The sequence below is a fragment of the Sorangium sp. So ce367 genome (genome assembly GCF_051520455.1).
Classification (GTDB): domain Bacteria; phylum Myxococcota_A; class Polyangia; order Polyangiales; family Polyangiaceae; genus Sorangium; species Sorangium cellulosum_B.
In genome coordinates this window covers 3,263,153-3,284,028 of record NZ_CP150334.1, presented here as the reverse complement: position 1 = coordinate 3,284,028, position 20,876 = coordinate 3,263,153, and the positions used below count along the sequence as shown (strand labels likewise).

At 71.3% G+C, this 20,876-nt stretch carries 19 protein-coding genes; 13 read left to right on the top strand and 6 right to left on the bottom strand.

Going from position 1 to position 20,876, the window contains the following annotated elements:
* The first annotated feature begins 506 nt into the window (after window positions 1-506).
* The 4 genes from WME97_RS12765 to WME97_RS12750 all read left to right on the top strand — a co-directional run bounded on the left by WME97_RS12765 (window position 507) and on the right by WME97_RS12750 (window position 5,232).
* On the top strand, window positions 507-2,501 hold the full coding sequence (locus WME97_RS12765; protein ID WP_437552180.1) for a hypothetical protein: 1,995 nt from the start codon (window positions 507-509) through the stop codon (window positions 2,499-2,501).
* 234 nt (window positions 2,502-2,735) lie between these two features.
* Window positions 2,736-3,302 carry an NADPH-dependent FMN reductase gene (gene ssuE, locus WME97_RS12760; protein ID WP_437552179.1) on the top strand — a complete coding sequence of 189 codons (567 nt, stop codon included), beginning with the start codon at window positions 2,736-2,738 and terminating at the stop codon, window positions 3,300-3,302.
* A gap of 14 nt (window positions 3,303-3,316) precedes the next feature.
* Window positions 3,317-4,450 carry a sigma 54-interacting transcriptional regulator gene (locus WME97_RS12755; RefSeq protein WP_437552178.1) on the top strand — a complete coding sequence of 378 codons (1,134 nt, stop codon included), beginning with the start codon at window positions 3,317-3,319 and terminating at the stop codon, window positions 4,448-4,450.
* Window positions 4,451-4,752: 302 nt separating this feature from the next.
* Window positions 4,753-5,232 carry a hypothetical protein gene (locus WME97_RS12750; protein ID WP_437552177.1) on the top strand — a complete coding sequence of 160 codons (480 nt, stop codon included), beginning with the start codon at window positions 4,753-4,755 and terminating at the stop codon, window positions 5,230-5,232.
* A 49-nt stretch (window positions 5,233-5,281) separates the two neighbouring features.
* Here the strand turns inward: WME97_RS12750 and WME97_RS12745 are convergent, their stop codons facing one another.
* A complete protein-coding gene (locus WME97_RS12745) occupies window positions 5,282-5,785 on the bottom strand; it encodes a hypothetical protein (RefSeq protein WP_437552176.1) in 504 nt (167 codons plus the stop codon).
* A 300-nt stretch (window positions 5,786-6,085) separates the two neighbouring features.
* Here WME97_RS12745 and WME97_RS12740 point away from each other — a divergent pair, with 300 nt between their 5' ends.
* The 9 genes from WME97_RS12740 to WME97_RS12700 all read left to right on the top strand — a co-directional run bounded on the left by WME97_RS12740 (window position 6,086) and on the right by WME97_RS12700 (window position 18,311).
* The gene (locus WME97_RS12740) at window positions 6,086-8,407 is read left to right on the top strand and encodes a DUF2169 family type VI secretion system accessory protein (RefSeq protein WP_437552175.1); all 2,322 of its coding nucleotides are present in this window, start codon (window positions 6,086-6,088) and stop codon (window positions 8,405-8,407) included.
* A gap of 97 nt (window positions 8,408-8,504) precedes the next feature.
* Window positions 8,505-10,931 (top strand): type VI secretion system Vgr family protein, encoded by a 2,427-nt coding sequence (locus WME97_RS12735; RefSeq protein WP_437552174.1) that lies wholly within the window; start codon window positions 8,505-8,507, stop codon window positions 10,929-10,931.
* A 108-nt stretch (window positions 10,932-11,039) separates the two neighbouring features.
* Entirely contained in the window at window positions 11,040-13,706 is a 2,667-nt protein-coding gene (locus WME97_RS12730; RefSeq protein WP_437552173.1) for a DUF2169 domain-containing protein, read from the top strand.
* A complete protein-coding gene (locus WME97_RS12725; protein ID WP_437552172.1) occupies window positions 13,703-14,746 on the top strand; it encodes a pentapeptide repeat-containing protein in 1,044 nt (347 codons plus the stop codon). The genes WME97_RS12730 and WME97_RS12725 overlap by 4 nt, the downstream gene beginning before the upstream one ends.
* A gap of 33 nt (window positions 14,747-14,779) precedes the next feature.
* Window positions 14,780-15,430 (top strand): DUF3540 domain-containing protein, encoded by a 651-nt coding sequence (locus tag WME97_RS12720; RefSeq protein WP_437552171.1) that lies wholly within the window; start codon window positions 14,780-14,782, stop codon window positions 15,428-15,430.
* A 12-nt stretch (window positions 15,431-15,442) separates the two neighbouring features.
* Entirely contained in the window at window positions 15,443-15,832 is a 390-nt protein-coding gene (locus WME97_RS12715; protein ID WP_437552170.1) for a DUF4150 domain-containing protein, read from the top strand.
* 7 nt (window positions 15,833-15,839) lie between these two features.
* Window positions 15,840-16,286, top strand: a complete 447-nt coding sequence (locus WME97_RS12710) for a hypothetical protein (RefSeq protein ID WP_437552169.1) — start codon at window positions 15,840-15,842, stop codon at window positions 16,284-16,286.
* Window positions 16,287-16,349: 63 nt separating this feature from the next.
* A complete protein-coding gene (gene trxA, locus WME97_RS12705; RefSeq protein WP_437552168.1) occupies window positions 16,350-16,751 on the top strand; it encodes a thioredoxin in 402 nt (133 codons plus the stop codon).
* 297 nt (window positions 16,752-17,048) lie between these two features.
* Window positions 17,049-18,311 (top strand): MFS transporter, encoded by a 1,263-nt coding sequence (locus WME97_RS12700; protein WP_437552167.1) that lies wholly within the window; start codon window positions 17,049-17,051, stop codon window positions 18,309-18,311.
* Between the two features lie 74 nt (window positions 18,312-18,385).
* Here WME97_RS12700 and WME97_RS12695 read toward each other — a convergent pair whose 3' ends face one another.
* The 5 genes from WME97_RS12695 to WME97_RS12675 all read right to left on the bottom strand — a co-directional run bounded on the left by WME97_RS12695 (window position 18,386) and on the right by WME97_RS12675 (window position 20,685).
* Window positions 18,386-18,796 (bottom strand): GFA family protein, encoded by a 411-nt coding sequence (locus tag WME97_RS12695; protein WP_437552166.1) that lies wholly within the window; start codon window positions 18,794-18,796, stop codon window positions 18,386-18,388.
* A gap of 96 nt (window positions 18,797-18,892) precedes the next feature.
* A complete protein-coding gene (locus tag WME97_RS12690; RefSeq protein ID WP_437552165.1) occupies window positions 18,893-19,285 on the bottom strand; it encodes a DUF2809 domain-containing protein in 393 nt (130 codons plus the stop codon).
* Window positions 19,286-19,462: 177 nt separating this feature from the next.
* Window positions 19,463-20,008, bottom strand: coding sequence for a hypothetical protein (locus WME97_RS12685; RefSeq protein WP_437552164.1), 546 nt, complete (start codon window positions 20,006-20,008; stop codon window positions 19,463-19,465).
* Complete coding sequence (locus tag WME97_RS12680; RefSeq protein ID WP_437552163.1) at window positions 19,998-20,504, bottom strand: RNA polymerase sigma factor; 507 nt, start codon at window positions 20,502-20,504, stop codon at window positions 19,998-20,000. Before WME97_RS12680 ends, WME97_RS12685 begins: the two co-directional genes overlap by 11 nt.
* 49 nt (window positions 20,505-20,553) lie before the next feature.
* The gene (locus WME97_RS12675) at window positions 20,554-20,685 is read right to left on the bottom strand and encodes a hypothetical protein (protein ID WP_269454239.1); all 132 of its coding nucleotides are present in this window, start codon (window positions 20,683-20,685) and stop codon (window positions 20,554-20,556) included.
* Window positions 20,686-20,876 lie beyond the last annotated feature (191 nt).

Sequence of the window (20,876 nt, the reverse complement as noted above, 5' to 3'; positions counted from 1 at the left end):
CAGCAAACTCCACACCACGTTCGAGCACACGAGCGGGAACACCTCGCCTGCGCCAGCGGCGACGACATCGACGCTCGCGCGGACGACATGAAATGGACACGAAAACTACGCTCGCACGGACCGCGAAAAATTAACGCGAGCACAAACACGAGCGTTCATATCGCTTGCCCTGTACGTAAACAGTATTAACATACGACCCGCGTTCACGGGCGGCCGCGCCGAGAGGCGGCGGCGCCGGGGCGTTTCATCGCAGAACGGTGGATTCAGCGGCTCGATGAGGCCAGGCTGCCGTGGCAGCGTCGGCCTCGGCGAGGCACGTCGCCCACGCGGCGCGCGCCGGGCGTCGTCTCTTTGCGGACCGACGCAGGCGCTCGCCGGCGGTCGTCCTCCTCGGGCCGCCCCGTCCATCCGCGAGCGAGCGATCGCGCTCTCGCGCGGCTCCGCCGTTCTTCGGGGTCATTTCAGGAGGTTTCATGTCGTCGAAGCAGTCGAGTTCGAGCAGTCCGGTGCGCTCTCATTCTGTTCCTGCCTCCCCCGGCGCGTGGCAGGGGGCGCGGCGCGCCGCGCTGGCCGCGCTCGCGATACTGCCGGTTTCTTGCGCGGATCTCGGGCCCACGGACGGCGCTCCGGCCGATCTCGCCGAGGGGGAGATCGCGGAGGCCGGCCAGGCGCTCTCGCTTCCTTTCCCCATCAAAGAGCGGAAATCGCTCGTCGTCACGAACACCGACATCCTCGGCGCCTTCAAGCTGAAGGACGTGTTCCAGCAGCTCATCGATCAGGCGGGCGTCAGCCTGACGCCCCTCCAGCTCTTCCGGCAGTTCATGGACACGAACCGGAAGGCCGCGGACGGGATCGGCCTCGGCCCGCACTGCGATGACGTGGTGATCCCCGGCTCGGCCGGGTCCATCAACGGGTGGCCGATCGACTGCCCCCGCGTCGTGGGCGAGGAGGCCGACAGGGATCCTTTCGCCGACGAGGAAGCCCCGAACGCCTACGTCGCCACGACCCTGGCGAACCGCTTCGACCTCGCCCCGCCGGACGGCGCCAACTGCGGTGAATACCGCGTCGTCTTCGCCAGGCGCTCGGGCATCCCGGAGAGCGCGTTCCAGATGCGCAACTTCATCATCTTCGAGGGCCGGCTGCCCAACCCGACCCCGAGCCTTGGCCGGGAAGGGTGCCGCCCGGTCGTCGACTTCTGGTACAACCTGTCGGATCCGGCGAAGAGCCTGGAGCAGCGGAGGAACGAGCTGCTCGCCTTCTATTTCGACGGCCTGCCCGGGGGGTTCGAGCCCGCCATTCACATCGATCACTACGGCCAGAACGCGGGCCCGCTCGGCGGCCAGATCCGGACCAACGAGTTCCTCTTCGCCCCCGAGGTCGACGGCGATCCGCCGGAGCCCTTCACGACGTGGAACCTCCGGGAGTTCAGGCTCCTTCACAGCGGCTCGGGGAGCAGCGCCACGCTGGTCGTGACCCCGTCGTTCGTGAAGGACAACCCGGCCGCGCCGCTCTTCGATCCTGCCTCGACCGACGCGCGCGCCGTCGCCTTCAGGAGCACGTCGTTCCCGGGCCTGGTCGAGCGGCTCGCCGCGGCCGACGACATCAACCGCTTCGCCCTGGAGCCGAGCTATCCGACGACGATGAACGCCGGAGAGAGCCAGATGATCGGCCTCCAGAACAACTACTTCGCGACGTTCGGCGCCGGGCCCTCGGCCCTCAGGACCAGCATCCAGAGCAAGCTCACCGCGATGGGCAGCGCGCTCACCCCGGATCAGGTCGTGGGGCGCGCGTTCTCCCTTTCGTGCAGCGGGTGCCATGAGCCGATCGGCGACGCCACGGGCTCCCCGACCGTCGAGCTCGATCTGGGCACGACCGCGACGCTGGCGAAGCTGAGGCCGTTCACGCAGACCTCGGAGCAGATGGAGGCCGATCCGGACGAGCCGGGCGGGCAGCGCTTCAAGATCTCGGAGTCCCTCACGGGCGTGTTCATCCCGTTCCGGAAGAACGTGATGGCGGAGTTCCTCCTCAACAACCCGATCCTCGGGTTCGAGAAGCCGGGCGCGTGGACGTCGACGCAGGCCCAGCTGTCGCTCCACTCGGGCCGGGTGGTGGAGGGCATCTCGTCGCTCCAGGTGCAGACGCCCTCCGCGTTCAACGCGATCGTCAGCCCGAGCTTCAGCTCGGCGAACCTCGCGCCGGTGGGCAACAAGATCACGCTCGATCTCTTCGTGTCCCCCGTCCAGCCGAACCCGAGCTGGGTCGGGAACATCGAAGTGCTGATCTCGATCCCTTCGGCCGGCATCCACAACCAGTGGGCCGGCAACGTCCCGCTCACCCCGCTCCCCCGGGGCCAGTTCGTGAGGATCCAGTTCGCCCAGCTGCAGACGGCTACCAAGAACGCGCTGAACGCAGGGGCCAGCGACGTGAAGCTGCAGTTCAACCTCAACCTGAACAGCAACTCGGGTCCGTACTACCTCGACAACGTGCGGTTCGAGAACTGACCGCGAGCGAGCGCTCGTGAGCGCGAGAGCGAGCGTTCGCTCATGAAGAGGGCGCCGGCCCCCCACCGGCGCCCTCTTCTTCTCTTGTTCTCTTGCGCTCGGATACCGATCGTCCCACGCGCGCCCACACACGGCCCCTCCCCCGGGCCGACCCCCGCGGCAGGGTGATCCGCCGCGACGGATGACTCATCCGTTATAGTAGACATCACTCTCGGGCCTTGGTATGCTGCGCTCATGTCAGGCATTGCCATCATCACCGGAAGTGTCTCCGCGCGCTCGAAGACCTCGGCGCTCGCGGCCCGCATCGCCGCGCGGCTCGTGCGCGAGGGGTTCCGCGTCACCACCATCCACGTCCGCGAGCTGCCGGCCGAAGATCTCCTGCTCGGCCGCGTCGACTCCCCCGCCCTGGCGGACGCGGCGCGGGTCGTCGCGGAGGCGGCCGGGCTCGTCATCGCGACGCCCATTTACAAGGCCTCGTACACGGGGGCGCTCAAGGCGTTCCTCGACCTCTTGCCGCAGTTCGGGCTCGCGGGGAAGGCGGCTCTCCCCCTCGCGACGGGCGGGACGCTCGCGCACGTGCTGGCCATCGATTACGCGCTCCGTCCGGTGCTCCAGTCGCTCGGGACGCGGCACGTCGTCGCGGGGCTGTTCCTGCTCGACAAGGCGCTGCGGCTCGGGGAGGACGGGGTGCTCGACGTCGATGACGAGCTCGGGAGCAAGCTGGAAGAGATCGTGAGGCCCTTCATCGACAGCGTGATCCGGGAAGGCCTCCCGCTGCCGGCGCGCGAGGTGGCTGCCTGAGAGCCGGTACCCCCATGCGCTTGCTCACGCTCCCCACCCCCGAGTCGACAACGGCACCGACGGAGCGCGCCAAGGCGCTCCTCTTCGAGGACCCGAGATCGCAAGAGCTGCTCCGCCGCGCGAGGCACGTCGCAGCCGGCGACGCGGCCGCGGTCATCACCGGCGAGATCGGCACCGGCAAGGAGATCATCGCGCGGCACGTGCACGAGCTCAGCGCGCGCCGCGGCCGGCCCTTCCTCGCCGTGAGCTGCGCGGCGCTGTCACCCGCGCTCGCGGAGAGCGAGCTCTTCGGCCACGAGCAGGGGGCGTCCCCGAAGGCGCTCACCATGAAGCACGGCCTGCTCGAGGCCGCCGAGGGCGGCACGCTCTACCTCGACGAGATCGGGGATCTCCCGCTCGGCGTGCAGGTCAAGCTGCTGCGCGCGCTGGAGGACCGCGAGGTGGTCCGGCTCGGCTCACGGACCCCGGTGCCTGTCGACGTGCGCATCATCGCGGCCACGAACGTCCCGCTGAACGACGTTGTCGCCGTCGGCGGGTTCCGTGAGGACCTGCTCTCCAGGCTGAGCGGCGCGGCGATCGCGGTCCCCGCCCTGCGCGAGCGGCCGGGCGACATCCTGCCGCTCGCGCGCTATTTCCTGGGCATGTACGGGCGCCGCCTGGGGCCCACGCCGTGCGTGCTCACGTCGTCCGCGGTGGACCGCCTGCTCGCGCACACGTGGCCGGGCAACATCCGCGAGCTCGAGAACGTCATTCACCAGGCGCTCCTCGTCTGCCGCGCGGGCCGCGTGACAGGGAAGGATCTGCGGTTCACGAGCCTCCGCCCGAAGGCGGCCGCGCTCGAGCCGCCGAGCCGCATCGACGGGCTGATGGCCACGCTCGAGAACACCATCGCCGCCCTCTTCGACGCCAGCTTCCCGAACGTGCACGAGCGGGTCGAGGAGATCGTGATTCGCACCGCCTACCGCCGCTGCGACCGCAACCTGGGGCTGACGGCGGCGCGCCTCGGCGTCAGCCGCGATCTCGTGCGCGCGCGCCTCCTGCAATCCGGCGAGATCGCGCAGCCCTCCACGCCGGAGCCCCCGGCCGCGCCGTCGAGGCCCGGCGACGCGCGAGCGACGGCGACGGCACTCCCGATCTCCCTGCCCTGATGGACGCCGCCGCGTCCGTCCTCCCCGCCAGGAAAGCCCGCGCCTCGCGCCAGACCAACGAAGGTACGATATAGAGCGACAAGCCCCCCTACGCCCCCGGTGCGAGCAAGCCTCGAGCGGCACGGGCCGACTGCGTGTTCTGCACAACAGATGCACCGATTGCGTGTCCTGCACAACACATGCGCACGCGATGCGTGCTCCAGACTCGCCGAGCACGTCGGGTCGCTCTTTTCACGTTGGCGCGCAACGTGCGAGTCTGGGGATCGTGCAGGCCCGGACGGCAAGGCGAGGAGGGTGTTTGTATGAGCTCAATCCATCCCGGTGCGGCAACGAACGCAGTCGCAGCGTCCCTGGCGCGCCCCGCGGCGAGCGCCGGCGCGAGCGTTAATCCCGGCGCTGGGGCGCCGGAGCTCTCCGGAGGGGAGCTCGAGCCGCCACCCAGCGTGACGCGCGCGCTGGCCGCCACGGCGGAGTCGGAGGGCACCGAGCGCGCCGCGTCCTGGGAGCTCTGTACCGCGATGCTCGCGATCGCCACCGGCTGGCTCGCGTGGACGCTGCCGGAGCCGAGCGCCCGCGACGTGCTGCTCGTCGCGCTCTGCCTGGCGCTCGTCGCGATCGAGCGCCGCAGGGCCGGCGCGCACTTCAGGAAGGCGATCGCCGCGGCGGCGGGCGCGCGCGGCGCGACGGCGGGCGAGGCGACGCGCGCCGCCTGGCGGCTGGACGCGGCGTTCTGCGCGGCCCGCGCCACGGGGCGAGGCGCGATGGGCGAAAGGCGCCGCTGAGCGAGCTCGCCCGCCGGAGAGGCCTCGCGCCGCCGGGATCACCGGCACATCACGAGCACGTCTCCCCTTTCGCTGACCCGCGCGCTCCTCCGGGCTCGGCGTCGAACGGCGAGTCGGCCTGTCCGCACCGCGCGCGCCATCCTCCACCCACGTCGCGCTCGCGGAACTCGGGGCGCAGCTCGCTGCGCGCGTCGGCCGCGAGCAGCTCGCACGGATCGAAGTAGTGCGACGTCCGCGCCTGCGCGGCGATGGGCGGCAGCTCGCCAGAGAACTCCGGCACCCCGGGGCAGCGATGGTGCCAGAGGGCATAACGCTCCGGGACGTCGCCCAAGCAGAGCACTTCCTTTACGCCGCCGTTGCAGTTCGTGCTCACGACGAGCACCGGCGCCGGCAGCGGCGCGAAGCGGTGCACCCGGAGGACCACGTCGTGGTGGAACTCGCCCTGCTTCCAGTGGGCGAGGAGATCGAACTCGCCATGTCGATCCCGGATTTCCTGCAGCAACGACCCGAGATCCATCGCATCGGCGAGGGCTTGAACAGACGCATCGGTCATGGCGCGCGCTCCTTCGACGGTGAGCTGCCGTTGGTGTAGCACGGCGCCCGCGCGGCGCCGGGACGCGGGGCCCTCCGCCGGTGGCGGAGAACTCGAGTCCTTGCACCGCACCAGCGAGCACGCCCGATGCGTCGCTCGCCGGGAGATCTTCACAGCGACATGGTCGCGTGAGGAGACTCGACACGAGGGGTCGTCACCGCCGACTCCCGCGCTTGCGCCCGAGCGACGCGCCGCGTATCGTCCGTTGCCTGAGAGCCCTCCGCGGCGGTGAAGGCGCGCGGGCCAGTCGAGCTCACGCCCGTGCAATCGTCCTGGCCTGTCTCCGTCGTCGCCCTGACTCCGGCCTCTTGCGGGGCCGTCCTGTGGCGCGCGCAGGGCGCGGAGCGGCTCACGGTCGTGGTCAAGGCCACGTTTGCCCTCGTCCACGACACGAGCGCCGAGCTCGCCGCCCCGTCGGGCCTGATCCGCGCCGATCGGCTCCGAGACGGCTGGGGCAGCCTGGAGGAGGCGAGCGAGACAGCCCCTTACCTGCCGTGCGCGGGGGTCCTCGTGCGCGGGCACGCGGCCGCGCCGGCGGGGACGACCGCGACGGCGCTCTCGGTGCGGGTCGCGCTCTTCCGCGAGGATCGCTGGGTCCTCGACAAGGTGCTCCACGTCTACGGCGACCGCACGCGAGAGGCCCCGGATCCGCGTCCGTTCGGCCTCATGCCGCTCGCGTACGAGCGCGCTTACGGCGGGCCCCACATCGACGCGAACCCGGTGGGCGTCGGCACCGGGACGGCGCTCCCGAACATCGTCGATCCGGCCGATCCCACGAGGCCCGCGGGCTTCGGGCCGGTCGCGGGGCACTGGGCCCCGAGGAGAGCCTTTCTCGCGCGGGATCAGGCGCCCGATCTTGCGGCGCCGGAGCTCGGGGGCAGCTTCGACTTCCGCTATTTCGTCGCCGCGCCCGCGGACCAGCAGATCGAGTTCCTCCGCGGCGACGAGTGGATCCTCCTGGAGGGGCTGCACCCGCACTGCCCGCGGATCCAGTCCTGCCTGCCTTCGGCCCGCGGGCTCGCGCGGCTCCACCGGCTCGGGCCTGGAGGCGACGACCACGGGCAGCCGATCGAGCTCGTCGCCGACACGCTGACCATCGATGCGGACCGCCTGCTCTGCTGGCTGATCTTTCGCGGGAACGTCGCGCTGCTGCCGGGCGACGAGCCGGCGCGGATGCGGGTGGTCGCCGGCGTCGAGATGGCAGGGCGCCCCGTCCAGTGGCCCCCGGCGGCGGAGGGCTCTCTCGCGATCGCGACGCCGGAAGGCGCGCCCGCCGCCGGGGAGACGGCGCTCCCGGCGGGGCACTGGAGCGCCGTCACGCAGCGGGTCACGCCGCTGCTCTCGCCGCCTCCCCTGCCCTCCTCGCGGCCCCAGGAGGCGCACTGGAGCGTCGTCACGCAGCAGGTCGCGCCGCTGCTCGCGCCGTCTCCCCTGCCCTTCTCGCGGCCCCAGGAGGCGCACTGGAGCGTCGTCACACAGCAGGTCGCGCCGCTGCTCGCGCCGCCTCCCCTGCCCTTCCTGCCTGCGCCGGAGCCGCCGCCGCGCCCGGCGCCTCTCCCGGGGTCGGTGCCGTTTGCGATGCCCTTCGCCCATGCCGGGCCCGAGGCCTCTCCGCCGGCGCGCGTGCAGCCCCCGCTCGGCGGGCTCGACGAGGCGACCCTCGTGGTCGACCTGCCCCCCGTGGTGGACCCGCCCCTCCTGGTGGACCCGCCCCTCCTGGTCGACCTGCCCCCCGTGGTGGACCCGCCCCTCCTGGTGGACCCGCCCCCCATGGTCGACCTGCCCCCCGTGGTGGACCCGCCGCCGCCAACCGCGCCCGACGAGGCCGCCGCCGTCGCGGAGCCGCCGCCTCCGCCTCCTCCGGCCGCCGCGTCGCCCGAGCCGGAGCCGGAGGCTCGCGGCCTGCGCGCGGCGGTGCTCGCCCGCCTGAGGAGCGGCCAGCCGCTCTACGACCTCGATCTCGCGGGCGCCGATCTCGAGGGGATCGACTGGAGCGGCGCCTCGCTCGAGCGCGTCAACCTCGCCGGCGCCGGGCTCGCCCGGTGCAACTTCGCGTCCGCGCGCCTCGCCCGGGCGAACCTGAGCGGCGCGGATCTCACCGGCGCGAGCTTCCAGGCGGCCGACCTGACGCGCGCCGATCTCTCCCGCGCAACGCTCGACCGCGCGGCGCTCTCGTCGGCGATCCTCACGAGCGCGGACCTCACCTCGGCCAGAGGCTCGCACGCGCGCTTCGACGGCGCGGCGCTCGACGGCGCCGACCTGCGGCAGGCGCGCCTGATCGAGGCGGTCTTCGACCGGGCGAGCCTCACCGACGTCAACGGGAGCAAGGCGGACATCTCGCGATCGAGCTTCGCGAACGCCAACCTCGCCGGCGCCATCCTCCGCGCGGCGAAGCTCAAGGAAGCGAGGCTCCCCCGCGCCAACGTCGATGGCGCCGATCTGCGCGAAGCGGATCTCACGGGCGCCAACCTCTACGGCGTCACGCTCGCAAACGCGAAGTCGAGCGGCGCGATCTTGCGCGACATCGTCGAGACCCCACCGCCCGAACCCGAAGAGGAGTTTAACGTTTCTTTACAAGGTTGACGCCCAGGCTCTCTTTTGCCTAACTCCACAGGACGGGCCGCCTGGGTATGTTCAAGGCGGATTGATTCACCTCCTCGCGCCAGGAAGAGACACCACCATGAGCGACCTCATCAACTTCTCTTCGAGCATCCTGGAGGGCCCGGCGCGCGTCGTCGGATTTCGCGGCGTGGAGGCGATCTCGCGCCCGTACAGGTTCGAGATCTTCCTGTCCATCCCGAGCGAAGGCGACGATGACACGGACTTTGCGGAGATGGTCGGGGCCAAGGCGCGGCTCTCGATCGATCGCCAGTCCGACACGACCCCGCCCTACGTGTTCGCCGGCATGCTCGCCGGCGTCGATCTCCTGCACGAGTTCGGCGGGCGCGCGCTGCTGCGCGCGGTGCTGGTGCCGCGGCTCTGGGGGCTCACCCTGTCGAAGCACAGCCGCATCTTCACGAAGAAGAGCGTGCCCGACGTGATCAGGCTCGTGCTCGAGGAGAACGGCATCACGGGCGGCGATGTCGAGCTCAACCTCGGCAGCTACGAGGCCGAGGAGCACATCTGCCAGTACCGCGAGAGCGACTTTGATTTCATCTCGCGCTGGATGGAGCGGGAGGGGATCTTTTATTATTTCGAACACACCGAGGACGGAGAGAAGCTCGTCCTCTGCGACGACAAGAGCTACCCCGCCGAGGCGCTCGGCGCGCCGGTCCGCTACCACCCGCAGACCGGCGAGGACCGCAGCGCCTCCGGCTCGTTCCGCACTTTCTCCTGCCAGCACGGGGCGCTGCCGTCGCGGGTGAAGCTCAAGGACTACGACTATGTCCGGCCGCAGTTCCCCCTCACCGGCGCGGCCCCGGTGTCCCAGTACGGCACAGGGGAGATCAGCCTCCACGGCGAGCGCTTCTTCAGCGCCGACGCCGGCAAGCGGCTGGCCCAGCTGCGCGCCGAGGAGTACCTCGCCAGGGAGGCGGTCTACCAGGCCGCAGGCGCGCGGCTCCACCTGCGCTCGGGGACCACATTCGAGCTCGAGGACCACCCGCGCGCGCGGCTCAACGCGAAGTACCTCGCTGTCGAGCTGCGCCACCACGGCAACCAGTCCGCCGGGCACAGCGACTTCGCGGAGCTCGCCGGGCTCGCGCACGAGGAGGTCTATTTCGTCGAGGTCTCGGCCATCCCGGCGGCGACGCAGTTCCGCGCGGAGTCGCGGACGGCGTGGCCGCGCATCTACGGTTACGAGAACGGCACGGTCGACGGCTCCGCGTCGAGCGAGTACGCGCAGATCGACGACCACGGGCGCTACCTGGTGAAGTTCAAGTTCGACGAGGCGAGCCCGCGGGACGGCAGCGGGTCCACGTACGTGCGCATGATGCAGCCGCACGGCGGCGGCGTCGAAGGGTTCCACTTCCCGCTGCGGCGGGGGACCGAGGTCGTGCTGAGCTTCCTCGGCGGCGACCCGGATCGGCCCGTGATCTCCGGCGTCGTGCCCAACGTGCTCACGCCGAGCCCGGTGACGAGCGGCAACCACACGAAGAACGTCATCCAGACCGGCGGCAGGAACCGCCTCGAGCTCGAGGACCAGGCCGGATCGCAGCGCATCACGCTCTCGACGCCGTACTCGAACACGTACATGCGCATGGGGTCGCCCAACGACGGGCACGAGCTCATCGGGAAGACCGACGGCAACATCCTGCTCGACAGCGGGGTGAACATGGACTTCCTGGTCGGCGCCAGCTGGACGAGCATCGTGACGAACGACATCACGACGACCGCCGCCTCAGGCAACATCACGACGACGGCCACCACGGGCGACATCACGACGACGGCCACAGCGGGCGACATCACGACGCAGGCCGTCGCCGGCACCCTCACCGAGAAGGCCAAGGGGGACGCGACGTTCGTCTCCGAGGCCGGCCACGTCCATGTGAAGTCCCTGGCCGCCGACGTGAACGTCTTCGCCCAGGGCCACTACAACATCAAGGCGATGGGAAACAAGAACGAGACCATCGCGGGCGACCACAACACGACGAGGCTCGGCAACTTCAACCTGAACACGATCGGGAGCGTCCGCGCCCTCGTGCTCGGGAAGAGCACGTCGATCACCATGGGGAACGGCCTTGACATCAAGATGGGCTCGTTCGAGTCGCACACCTCAGGCTCGACGAAGGAGTTCAAGCACAGCGACGCCGAGAGCTTCACCAACGGCAGCACGTACGATCACAAGGTGGGCACCTTCAAGACGATCACCGAGGGGACGTCCCTCGACGTCAAGCTGACGCAGGCCTACGAGTTCACCTTCGGAACCAAGCTGTCGCTGTCGCTCAGCGCCACCGCGGAGGTCGTCGCTGGGTTCAAGTCGTCGGCGAACCTCGCAGGCACGCTGGACCTCAAGCTGGGGCCCGTGGTGACCATCAAGAACGGTCCGGAGCTCGTCATCCAGAACGCCATCTTCAAGGCCGATACCGTCACCATCGAGAACGAGAACTTCAAGCTGAAGAACGTCGTGGCCGAGATCAAGAAGAGCGGCATCTTCATGATCACCTGACGCTCGGGACGGTCACCTGACGCTCGGGCGAGGCGCGCGGCGCTCGCCCACCTCTCGCCGGCGTTCGCCCTCACAGGCGTTCCGGCCACAACTCACGATTCGAGCTCCATGCGCGTCATCAAGCCCCTTCGCCTCTCCGTCATGCAGCGCGTGCTCACGATCCGGCGCAGCCATCACCTGAGCGTCGGGCTCCTGGTGTTCTTTCCGCTCGACGCCCCGGAGGTGCCGCTGCCCGAGGTCTCGATGTGGCAGCGGGTGACGCCCGCGCTCGGCAGAGACGGTCTCCTGGACGAAGGGTTGCCCAAGCCGCGGGGCGAGGTCCTCGTCTTCGGCAAGGCGTTCTCTCCCGGGGGGGAGCCCCGGCCGGCCTTCGCCGCGAGCCTGACGGTCGGCCCGGCCGACAAGCCGCTCGTCGACAAGACGCTCGCGGTCGTCGGCAAGCGGCGGTGGCACCACGGCGCGCCGACCGAGCCCGAGCCGATCACCGAGATGCCGCTCGTCTGGGAACATGCGTTCGGCGGCCCGGACTACCCGCTGAACCCGAAGGGCATGGGGCTCGGGCCAATCGAGGAAGAGGAGGCCAAGGTGCACTACCTGCCCCACCTCGAGGACCCGCGGTACCTCCTCAAGTCGCCCGGCGACAGGCCGCCGCCCGCGTGCTTCGGGGCGCTCGATCCCACGCTCGCCTCGCGGCTCGCCAAGCTCGGCACATATGGCGCCGAGTGGCTGCAGCACGATTTCCCCGGCTACGCCCGGGATCTCGACCCCGAGTACTTCCAGGTGGCCCCGGAGGACCAGCGGCTGCCGGACTACTTTCAGGGAGGAGAGCCGATCAGGCTCAAGAACCTCCACCCGACGCGGCCGCAGCTCGGGACCCACGCGCCGAGGCTCCGCGCCCGGTGCTTCGTGCGCCAGCGGGGCGCCGAGGAGGCGGACGGCGAGGAGGACCTCCGGGAGGTCGCGACGCGCCTGGAGACGGTGCTCCTCTTCCCCGACCTGGAGCGCGGCGTCGCGATCTTCCGCGGGGTCGTCCCGGTGGCGGAGGACGACGCCGACGACGTGCGCCTGATGATCGCCGGCCTGGAGCGGCTGGATGCGCCGAAGCCCGTCGAGCACTACCGCGCCGTGCTGGCGAGGCGGCTCGACAAGGACAAGGGGCACCTCCACGCCCTGAACGACAAGGAGCTCCTGCCCAAGGCCGAGCCCGACGCCCCGTCGTTTCCGGACGAGGCGATCAGCGACATGGAGGCGCTCATGCGCCGCGAGCGGACCCTGGAGCAGCGCTCGATCGCGCGGGCGCAGCGCGAGCTCGATCAGGCGCGCCTCACCCTGCGGATGCTGGGGATGAACCCGGACGAGAAGCTCCCGCGGGAGATCAAGCGCCCGGAGGAGCCGAAGCCCGACGAGCTGGCGGAGCTCGCCGACCGGATGGATCTCGAGGCCGCGGAGCTCCAGAAGCAGTCCGATGCGCAGCGCAGGAATGCCGAGGACGAGGCGCGGAAGCTCTGCGCGGAGCAGGGGCTCGACTTCGATCAGGTGGTCGCGAAGAGCAAGCGCGAGGGGGGCGGCCCGCCGAAGTTCAGCGCCGACGAGGAGCTCTCCCGCCTGCGCGAGCTCGCCGAGGCGGGGCGCAAGGCGGGCGCGCCGATGGATGACCTCGAGGCGAAGCTCGCGGACCCGGCGTTCGCCGCGAGCCTGCGCAGGACCGAGGAGAGGGTCGTGGGCGCATACCGCGCCTTCGCGCACCTGTACCCGCCGACCGAGCCCGCGGAGGAGCAGAAGAAATCCGATCTGCGCGCGGAGGTCGAGCGGGCGCTCGCCGCCGGCGAGCCGCTCACGCGGCGCGATCTGACGGGCGCCGACCTCCACGGGCTCAGCCTCGCCGGCGCCGATCTGCGCGAGGCGCTCCTCGAAGGCGCGGATCTGTCGGCGTGCGATCTCGGCGGGGCCGATCTGACGGGCGCGGTGCTCACGCGCGCGAGGCTCGAGGGCGCGCGGCTCGGGAAGGCGACGCTGCGCGGGGCGAACCTCGGCGAGGCGCGCGCGGCGCGCGCGAGCTTCGACGGGGCCGACCTCCGCGGCGCGGTGCTCCACAAGGCGTGGCTCGAGGGGGCGCAGCTCTCGGGGGCCGACCTCGCCGGGGCCGATTTCCTGGAGGCCAGGGTGCCCGGCGCGGATTTCAGCGGCGCTGCGGCGGACGACGTCCTCTTCTTCGAGCTCGACCTCGCGGGCGCGCGCTTCGCCGGCGCGAGCCTGCGCAAGGCGACGTTCTTTCAGTGCGCGGGGGCGGGCGCGGACTTCGGCGAGGCCGAGCTCGAGGACGCGGCCTTCGTCGAGTTCAAGGGCGAGAAGGCCTCGTTCCGGAGGGCGAAGGCCACGGCCCTGCGCATGGTCTCCGCCTCCGCGCTGCCGGGCGCGGACTTCTCCGGGGCCGAGCTCGCGCGGGCGAACCTGCGCGGGGTCGACCTGGAGGGCGCGATCTTCGAGGGCGCCTCGGCGGACGGCGCGGACTTCAGCGAGGCGAACCTCCGCAAGGCGCGCCTCGCGCAGCTCTCGGGCAAGGGCGCGCGGTTCATACGGTCGGACCTCACCGAGGCGGATCTGACGGGCGCGAACCTCATGGACGCCATGCTGCAGAAGGCGAAGGTGCCAGGCGCCCGCTTCGAGAACACGAACCTCTTCCGCGCCAACCTGCTCGACGCGAAGGGCGATCAGCGGACCTCCTTCTCCGAGGCGCACATCAAGCACGTCGTGTTCACGGGGCAGGGCAAGTGACCCGCGACGAGCTGCTCGCGAAGGTGAGCGAGGGCGAGGTCATCGCCGGGGAGGACCTGTCCGGGCTCGACCTGTCCGGGCTCGACCTGTCGGGCGTCGTGTTCGAGAAGACGACGTTCCGCGGCGCCCGGCTGAAGGGCGCGAAGATCAGCGAGTCCATGTTCAACGGGTGCGATCTCTCGAGCGCCGACCTGTCCGGCGCGCGGGCCCGCCACGCCGTGTGGAGCCGGTGCGCGCTGCTCCACGCGCGCCTCGACGAGAGCGACCTCGTCTCGGCGAGCTTCGCCGAGTGCGACGCCTCGCGGGCCAGCTTCGACCGCGTGAACCTCACGATCGGGAGCATGGTCAAGGGGCGCGCCGACGAGGCGAGCTTCCGCGAGGCCAACCTGGACCGGTTCTCGCTCGTGGAGACCGAGGCCGCGCGCCTCGCGCTCGACGGGGCGAAGCTCAAGCAGGCCTGCCTCATCAAGGCGGATCTGTCGACCGCGAGCCTGCGCGGCGCGACGCTCCACCTCGCGGTGCTGATCGGCGCCCGCCTCCGCGGGCAGGACCTGTCGGGCATGGACCTGACCCTTTCGCAGCTCACCGACGCCGATCTTGCGGGGTGCGACCTGCGCGGGGCCCGGCTCGTCCAGGCGAATTTCAAGGGCGCGGACCTCACCGCGGCGAAGCTCGACGGCGCGGACGCCGAGCGCGGCCTGTTCCTCGGCGCGCGGCTCGCCGGCGTGTCGGCCGCGGGCCTCAAGGCGCGGCAGGCGATCTTCTCCGAGGCCGACCTCGAGGCCGCGGACCTCACCGGCGCCGACCTCTACCAGGCCATCTTCCACCGGGCGTCGTGCCCGCTCGCAAGCTTCCGCGACGCGGACCTGACGTACGCCGATTTCTCGCACGCGAGCGTCGAGAAGGCGGATCTTTCCCGCGCGAAACTCTTCCGCGCCCGCTTCCACCAGACGCGCGACGCGGGCGCGACCTTCACGAGCCGGTCCGCCGCGCTCGGCGACGACCCGGAGCTGCTCGAAGCCGAGCGCTGGACGCCCTGAGGGGATGCCCCTCCCGACAGCAGGAGAGACACGATGCGAGACAATCTGGCCAGACAGCGGGTGGAGACCTTCGCGATCCAGGAGGTCGGCGCGGTGATCGGAGCGACGGACGGGTCGTTCCAGGTGCGGGTCGGGTCGGGCGACTACGCGGCGAAGCGCGCCGTGAGCTGCCTCGTCGAGCCGGCGCTCGGCGACCGGGTGCTCGTCGCGCTGCACGACGCGGGGTGCCACGTGCTCGCGGTGCTCGACCGCGAGGGCGACGCGCCGACGCGCCTCGTGGCCGAGGGGGACCTCGAGGTGAGCGCCCCGCGCGGTCGCGTCACGGTGGCCGCGGCCGAGGGCGTGCGCCTCGTGACGCCGGCCGAGGCCGCGGTGGCCGCGGGCAAGGTGCGCGTCGCGGCGAGCGAGGGTTCGCTCGCGGTCGGGGCGATGACGTACGTGGGCGAGCACCTCGTCGCGCAGGTGGACCGCGTGAAGACGGTCGCGCGGTCGGTCGAGTCGATCGCGGAGCGCTGGGTGCAGCGGCTCGACCGGGCGTACCGGTTCATCGCCGAGTCGGAGCAGGTGCGGGCGCAGTACTACGAGGTCACCGCGAAGTCCGCGGTGAACATCAAGGCACAGGCGACGCTCGTCTCGAGCGGCGAGCTGACCAAGATCGACGGCGGGCAGATCCACCTCGGCTGACGGGAGGCACAGATGTTCGCGAACACGCAGATGGGAGGCATGGCCCTGGGCGGACCCGACGTGTGCCTCACGCCGCCGGCGCACCTGCCGGTGCCCTACCCCAACCTGGCGGCGCAGCCCATGGGGGTGCCGGCGGTCTACAACGTCCTGTTCATGTGCACGCCGGCGCACAACATGACGACCCAGGTGCCGCTGACGAACGGCGACAACGCCGGCCTGGAGACGGGCGTCGTCTCGCACACGGTGATGGGCCCCTCGCGGCACGTGACGGCGGCCTTCACCGTGCTCGTCGGCGGCGCGCCGGCCACGCGGATGACGAGCGTCACGATGCAGAACGCCGTCAACGCGCCCGGGGTCAGCATCGTCCCGAGCCAGCTCAAGGTGCTCCTTCTCGCCCCGTAGGCGGCCCTTGAAAGAGCACAACCGGCTCCGCATCGAGCGCCTCGCCGCCCGCTACGCGCGGCGCCTCGAGGAGGCGCGCGCCCCCGCGGAGGCCGATTTCCTCCGCGAGTTCGACGACCTGCGCGAGCGCCTGCTCCGCCCTCCGATGGAGGAGTTCGCCGCCGAGCTCCGCAAGGCGGGGCACGCGCCGCGCATCGTGCTCGACGAGGGGCACGACACGCCGAGCGTCGAGCTCGCCCTCGGCCTGCGCGAGGCCAGGGCGAGCCGCAACGTGGTCGGCTTCTGCGTGATCCGCTGGGCCGGCCACCCGCTCCAGATCCTCGCTTACCTCGAGGTCAACCCCACGCCGTTCGATCTGGAGCGGTTCGCCCGCGCCGCCGACGTCGGGCCCGAGCGCGTCGAGCAGCTCCTCGTCGAGGCGATCGAGCACATCATGGTCTGCAACGCGCCCTGAGCGCCGGCGGCGCCTGGCCGCTCGCTCGGCGACACGGGCGGGTCTCGGGGGTATGCTCCGCCGATGAGTACCATCGAGCTCAGCGCGGAGAATTTCGAGAAGACGGTCGAGTCGAACGGCATCGTCCTCGTCGACTGGTGGGCGCCCTGGTGCGGCCCCTGCCGTGTCTTCGGGCCCGTCTTCGAGAAGGCCTCCGAGAAGCACGCGGACATCGTGTTCGGGAAGATCAACACGGACGACCAGAAGGACCTGGCGCAGGCCTTCAACATCCGCTCCATCCCGACGCTCTTCATCTTTCGCGAGAAGGTCCTCCTGTTCGCGGAGGCGGGCTCGCTGCCCGCTTCGGCGCTCGATCAGGTGATCGAGAAGGTGCGCTCGCTCGACATGGACGAGGTGCGCGCGAAGATCGCCGAGGACGAAGCGAAGGAGGCCGCCGGCGGAGGCGACGCCGGCGAAGGCCCCTGAGGAGAACGCTGCCTGCAGGGGCGGCGCCGACGCCGCCGCCCCGATCCCCGTGGCGCCCTGGTCGATGGCCTCGTTGACGCTGGGGGGCGCCCGCGCGGCCGTTCCAGGCTGAGTCCCCGGCGCCGTCGTCCACGTCCGGTCAGGACGGGGACGCGGGAGCCATCGGTGTGACTCGATGTCGTCGATGTTCATTTTGATCGACCCAGAAGCGTCTCCCCGCCACGTTGTACCTCCCGTCACATCCGCCATGCGGCGCCGAGAGCGCGCTGAAGGGGCGATGAGGCAGCGGAGGAAACCATGTCTATCGGTGAAGTGACTGGCGTGCCGGGCGGCGGTCGCTGGGTCGTCCCGCTCTGCTGGGCGGCCGTTCTGCTGGACGGATTCGATCTCGTGGTGCTCGGCACGGTGCTGCCGGTGCTGCTCCAGCTCGAGGTGTGGGACCTCGACCCGGACGGCGCGGCGATGCTGTCGACGGTCGGTCTCATCGGAATGGCGATCGGCGCGATGACCATTGGCACCGTCACCGACGTCATCGGCAGGCGCAAGGCGCTGCTCCTGGCCGTCCTCGAGTTCTCCCTCTTCACGCTCCTGTGCGCGTTCGCGCCGTCCGCGTTCGTGTTCGGGCTCTTCCGCTTCCTCGCCGGCCTCGGGCTGGGCGGCTGCCTGCCGACGGCGATCGCGCTGGTGACCGAGCACGCGCGCGCCGGCAAACGCGGCAGCGCGACGACCACGATCATGACCGGGTACCACGTCGGCGCGGTGTTGACGGCGCTGCTCGGCATCGTCGTCATCAGGCCGCTGGGGTGGCGCGCGATGTTCGTCATCGGCGCGGCGCCCGCGCTGGTCGTGATCCCGCTCATGCTCCGCTACCTGCCGGAATCCGGATCGTTCCTCGAGGTGGCGCGGCCGCGCCGGTCGCTGCGCCACGTTCTGGGCCCGGTCGCCTCGCTGTTCCGGCCCGGCCTGATGCGCCCGACACTGGCGTTCTGGGTGACCTCGTTCATGGGCCTGCTGCTCATCTACGGCCTCAACACGTGGCTGCCGGCGATGATGCGGCAGGCTGGATACGAGCTCGGCGCGGCGTTGAGCATGCTGCTGACGCTCAATGTGGGCGCGGTGATCGGCCTGGTGCTCGCTGGCCACGTGGCGGACTGGCTCGGCGTGCGCCCGTCCGTCATCGGCTGGTTCAGCGCCGCCGCGGTGTTCCTTGCGCTGCTCAGCGTCCGGCTCCCCGGCGCCGGCGTCTATGGGGCCGTGCTGCTCGCCGGCTGCTTCGTCTTCAGCGCGCAGGCCCTGGTGTACGCCTATGTTGGGCGCGTCTACCTGGACGGCAGCAGGGCGACCGGGCTTGGCTGGACGGCCGGCGTCGGGCGACTTGGCGCCATCTGCGGTCCGATCGTCGGTGGCACGCTGCTGGACGCCGGGGTGGCGTACCCGTGGGGCTTTTATGCCTTCGCCATCGTCGGGGCGCTCGCCGCCATCGCCGCCGCCGCCGTGGGGCGGGCGAGCCCGCGACGGGAGCCCACGGGCGCGAGCCTGCCTGCGCCCACGAAGTGCTGAGTCGAGCGAGAATCGAACTCGCTCTGTCCTTGGCGTCTCACTTCACTCTCGATCAACGCGATCGAGGCGCTCGCCTAGACGGTGGTCTTGTCGGCGCGGTGCTCGGTGGCCCCCGGGATCGCGGGCAGCCACGGCACGCGGTGCGCCGTCCAGAGCTGGAAGGACGGCGGCGGCAGGTCGCCCGGGCGGTCGATGGTGCCGAGGAAGATATCGAGCTCCCGCGCGCCATCGCGGCGCCAGAAGAGCGACGAGCCGCAGGTCGAGCAGAACTGGCGGACAGCGAAGCTGGACGACCGATACGCCGCAGGCGAGCCGGAGAGCAGCTCGAACTGCTCGTCGGGATAGGTGGCAAACGCCGGCATGGGCGCGCCGGACTGGCGCCGGCACTGGCTGCAGTAGCAGATGTTGACGCTCACCGGCGCGCCGCGCGCACGGTAGCGGATCGCGCCGCACAAACAGCCGCCGGTGTGGTGAGCCTCGGACATGGCCATCGTCTCCTGGTTCCTGGAGTTCGCGATCGCCAGCCTGGCCTCTCGCGGCACGCGCGGCAACCGGCGCACGCGCCCGGCGCGGCGCAGGCGTCAGGCGGAGGCCCGGAGCGGCCGGCACAGCCCATAACCCAGCACGCAACCGAGGCCATACAGCGCGAAGTCCGCGGGATCGAAGCCGCCGTTCGCGCCGAGCAGGAGCCGCCCCGGGGTGGTGCTGCGCGCGGCCCACAGCCACGGCGCCTGGCTCAGCTGGAGCAGCTCGATCCCACACGTCGCGGCGAAGACCGCGAGCGCCAGCCGGTGCGTGCGCGCGGAGATCCACACGATCTGCGCCGCGGCGATCCACACGACCTCATAGAGCACCGCGCCAGCGCTGTTCCGCAACCAGACCGGACCGCCGTGGAACCGGGTGATCAGGCCGACAGGGACGACCGCCACGATGATGAGGGCCAGCGCGATTCGCTTGCGAGCGGCTTCCGCCATGCGCAGAGCCTACAGCGCTTTCCGCCCCCTCTGCACCCAGCAGAACGCCAGCAGAGCGGCGGTCACCCGCACAGGAGACGGGCCCAGATCGGCGTTTTCGGCGCGGAGGCGCACTCCGGTGCGCTGAGCACCGAAAACGCCGAGGTGGGCCCGTATCCGAAGCGGGTGACCGTCGCTCTAGCGGGCGGGGCGGAGGGCGAGGGGGGCGGTGCCGGTGAGCAGCCCCGCCGCGAGGGCGACCACGCCGCCGAAGCCGACGCAGGCGCAGCCGAGCGCGCCCGTCAGGGCGGCGACGCCGCACGCCGAGGCCCAGGACGCCCCGAGCCGCTCCGACCGGCGCAGCACCCGCGAGAGCAGCACGCCGGCGGCGACCCCGCCCGCCAGGCAGGCAGGGACGCAGATGGATACGCACCCTTCCGGGGTGCACAGGTGACCGTAAATGCGCGCCGCGTGCGCCGCTGCGAAGGGCACGAGCCCCGCCGCGACGCCGGGAAGCACGCCTCGCCCGAGCTGCTGCCCGCGCCACGAGAGCAGCGCCGCCGCGACGTAGAGCGCCGCGCCGAGGATCGCGGTGGTGGCCGGGCGGTCGCTCATCAGCGTCGCCACGAGCGCCACGGCGATCGTCGGCGCCGCTGCCCAGGCGGCCCTCCTCGCCCTCCCCCGCTCGTACGCGCGATAGGCCCTCTCCTTCAGGCTCAGGCCCGCAAGCGCCTCACGTTCCATAGATCCTCCTCCACGCCTCCCGCAGGCGCGCAAACGCGCGCTCGCGGCGCTTGCGCAGCGCCGCGCTCGACACCGACGGATCGCGATCGACCTCCAGCAGGGTCGCCCTCAGCGTCTCGCGATCCGCCTCGGCCAGCGCGCCGAGCACCTCGCGCGCCGCGTCGTCCAGATCCCGGGCGATCGCGGCTTCCTCCGGCGTGGGCACGTCGGCCGCCATCGACGGGACATGCTCGTCCGGCGCCTCCCTCGACCGGGAACGCCGCCGCCGCGTCGTGCGGCACTCCCACGTCGCGATGGCGAGCGCCCAGGTCAGCGCGTCCCCGTCGGGATCGAACGAGCTGGCGCGGTCGAACACCTTGAGCAGCGCCTGCTGGGACGCGTCCTCCGCGTCCGCGCCGCCCCCGAGCATGCGGCGGCAGAACGCGCCGATCGCCGGCCAGAGGGCGGCGTAGACAGGCTCGAACGCCGAGCGATCGCCGTCGGCGAGGCGTCTCATCGACGCGTTGAGCAGCGATCGCGCGCGCGGTTCCAAGGGCGCTGGGTGCTCAGCCGCAGGGGCAGTCCGGACACGGGCAATCGGCGCACGGACAGCCGCCCGTGAGCTGCGTCCCAGCATAGGCCACCGCCGGGATTCCGAGGACGGCCGCGATCAGGGTCACCTTGAGCCAACGACGCATGGGATCTCTCCTTGTCTTCTCTGACCGGCTGTCCTCGCCGGCCTTCCTCGGCTCTAGGCGCGAGCGGGGCGAGCGTGACACCCGCGGCGATCGAAATCCTGGCGCCGAGGCGCGATCGCCGCAGATCGCCGCACGAGCGGCGACCTCCGCTCCGTTCGCGGCGCGAGCGCCTTCGTCCAGACTGGCACGTC

Bases quoted from the DNA above. Each gene is read 5' to 3' on its own strand.
- ssuE (WP_437552179.1), top strand. From the start codon at position 2,736: ATGTCAGGCATTGCCATCATCACCGGAAGTGTCTCCGCGCGCTCGAAG.
- WME97_RS12755 (WP_437552178.1), top strand. From the start codon at position 3,317: ATGCGCTTGCTCACGCTCCCCACCCCCGAGTCGACAACGGCACCGACG.
- WME97_RS12750 (WP_437552177.1), top strand. From the start codon at position 4,753: ATGAGCTCAATCCATCCCGGTGCGGCAACGAACGCAGTCGCAGCGTCC.
- WME97_RS12745 (WP_437552176.1), bottom strand. From the start codon at position 5,785: ATGACCGATGCGTCTGTTCAAGCCCTCGCCGATGCGATGGATCTCGGG.
- WME97_RS12735 (WP_437552174.1), top strand. From the start codon at position 8,505: ATGAGCGACCTCATCAACTTCTCTTCGAGCATCCTGGAGGGCCCGGCG.
- WME97_RS12730 (WP_437552173.1), top strand. From the start codon at position 11,040: ATGCGCGTCATCAAGCCCCTTCGCCTCTCCGTCATGCAGCGCGTGCTC.
- WME97_RS12720 (WP_437552171.1), top strand. From the start codon at position 14,780: ATGCGAGACAATCTGGCCAGACAGCGGGTGGAGACCTTCGCGATCCAG.
- WME97_RS12715 (WP_437552170.1), top strand. From the start codon at position 15,443: ATGTTCGCGAACACGCAGATGGGAGGCATGGCCCTGGGCGGACCCGAC.
- trxA (WP_437552168.1), top strand. From the start codon at position 16,350: ATGAGTACCATCGAGCTCAGCGCGGAGAATTTCGAGAAGACGGTCGAG.
- WME97_RS12700 (WP_437552167.1), top strand. From the start codon at position 17,049: ATGTCTATCGGTGAAGTGACTGGCGTGCCGGGCGGCGGTCGCTGGGTC.
- WME97_RS12695 (WP_437552166.1), bottom strand. From the start codon at position 18,796: ATGTCCGAGGCTCACCACACCGGCGGCTGTTTGTGCGGCGCGATCCGC.
- WME97_RS12690 (WP_437552165.1), bottom strand. From the start codon at position 19,285: ATGGCGGAAGCCGCTCGCAAGCGAATCGCGCTGGCCCTCATCATCGTG.
- WME97_RS12685 (WP_437552164.1), bottom strand. From the start codon at position 20,008: ATGGAACGTGAGGCGCTTGCGGGCCTGAGCCTGAAGGAGAGGGCCTAT.
- WME97_RS12680 (WP_437552163.1), bottom strand. From the start codon at position 20,504: ATGAGACGCCTCGCCGACGGCGATCGCTCGGCGTTCGAGCCTGTCTAC.
- WME97_RS12675 (WP_269454239.1), bottom strand. From the start codon at position 20,685: ATGCGTCGTTGGCTCAAGGTGACCCTGATCGCGGCCGTCCTCGGAATC.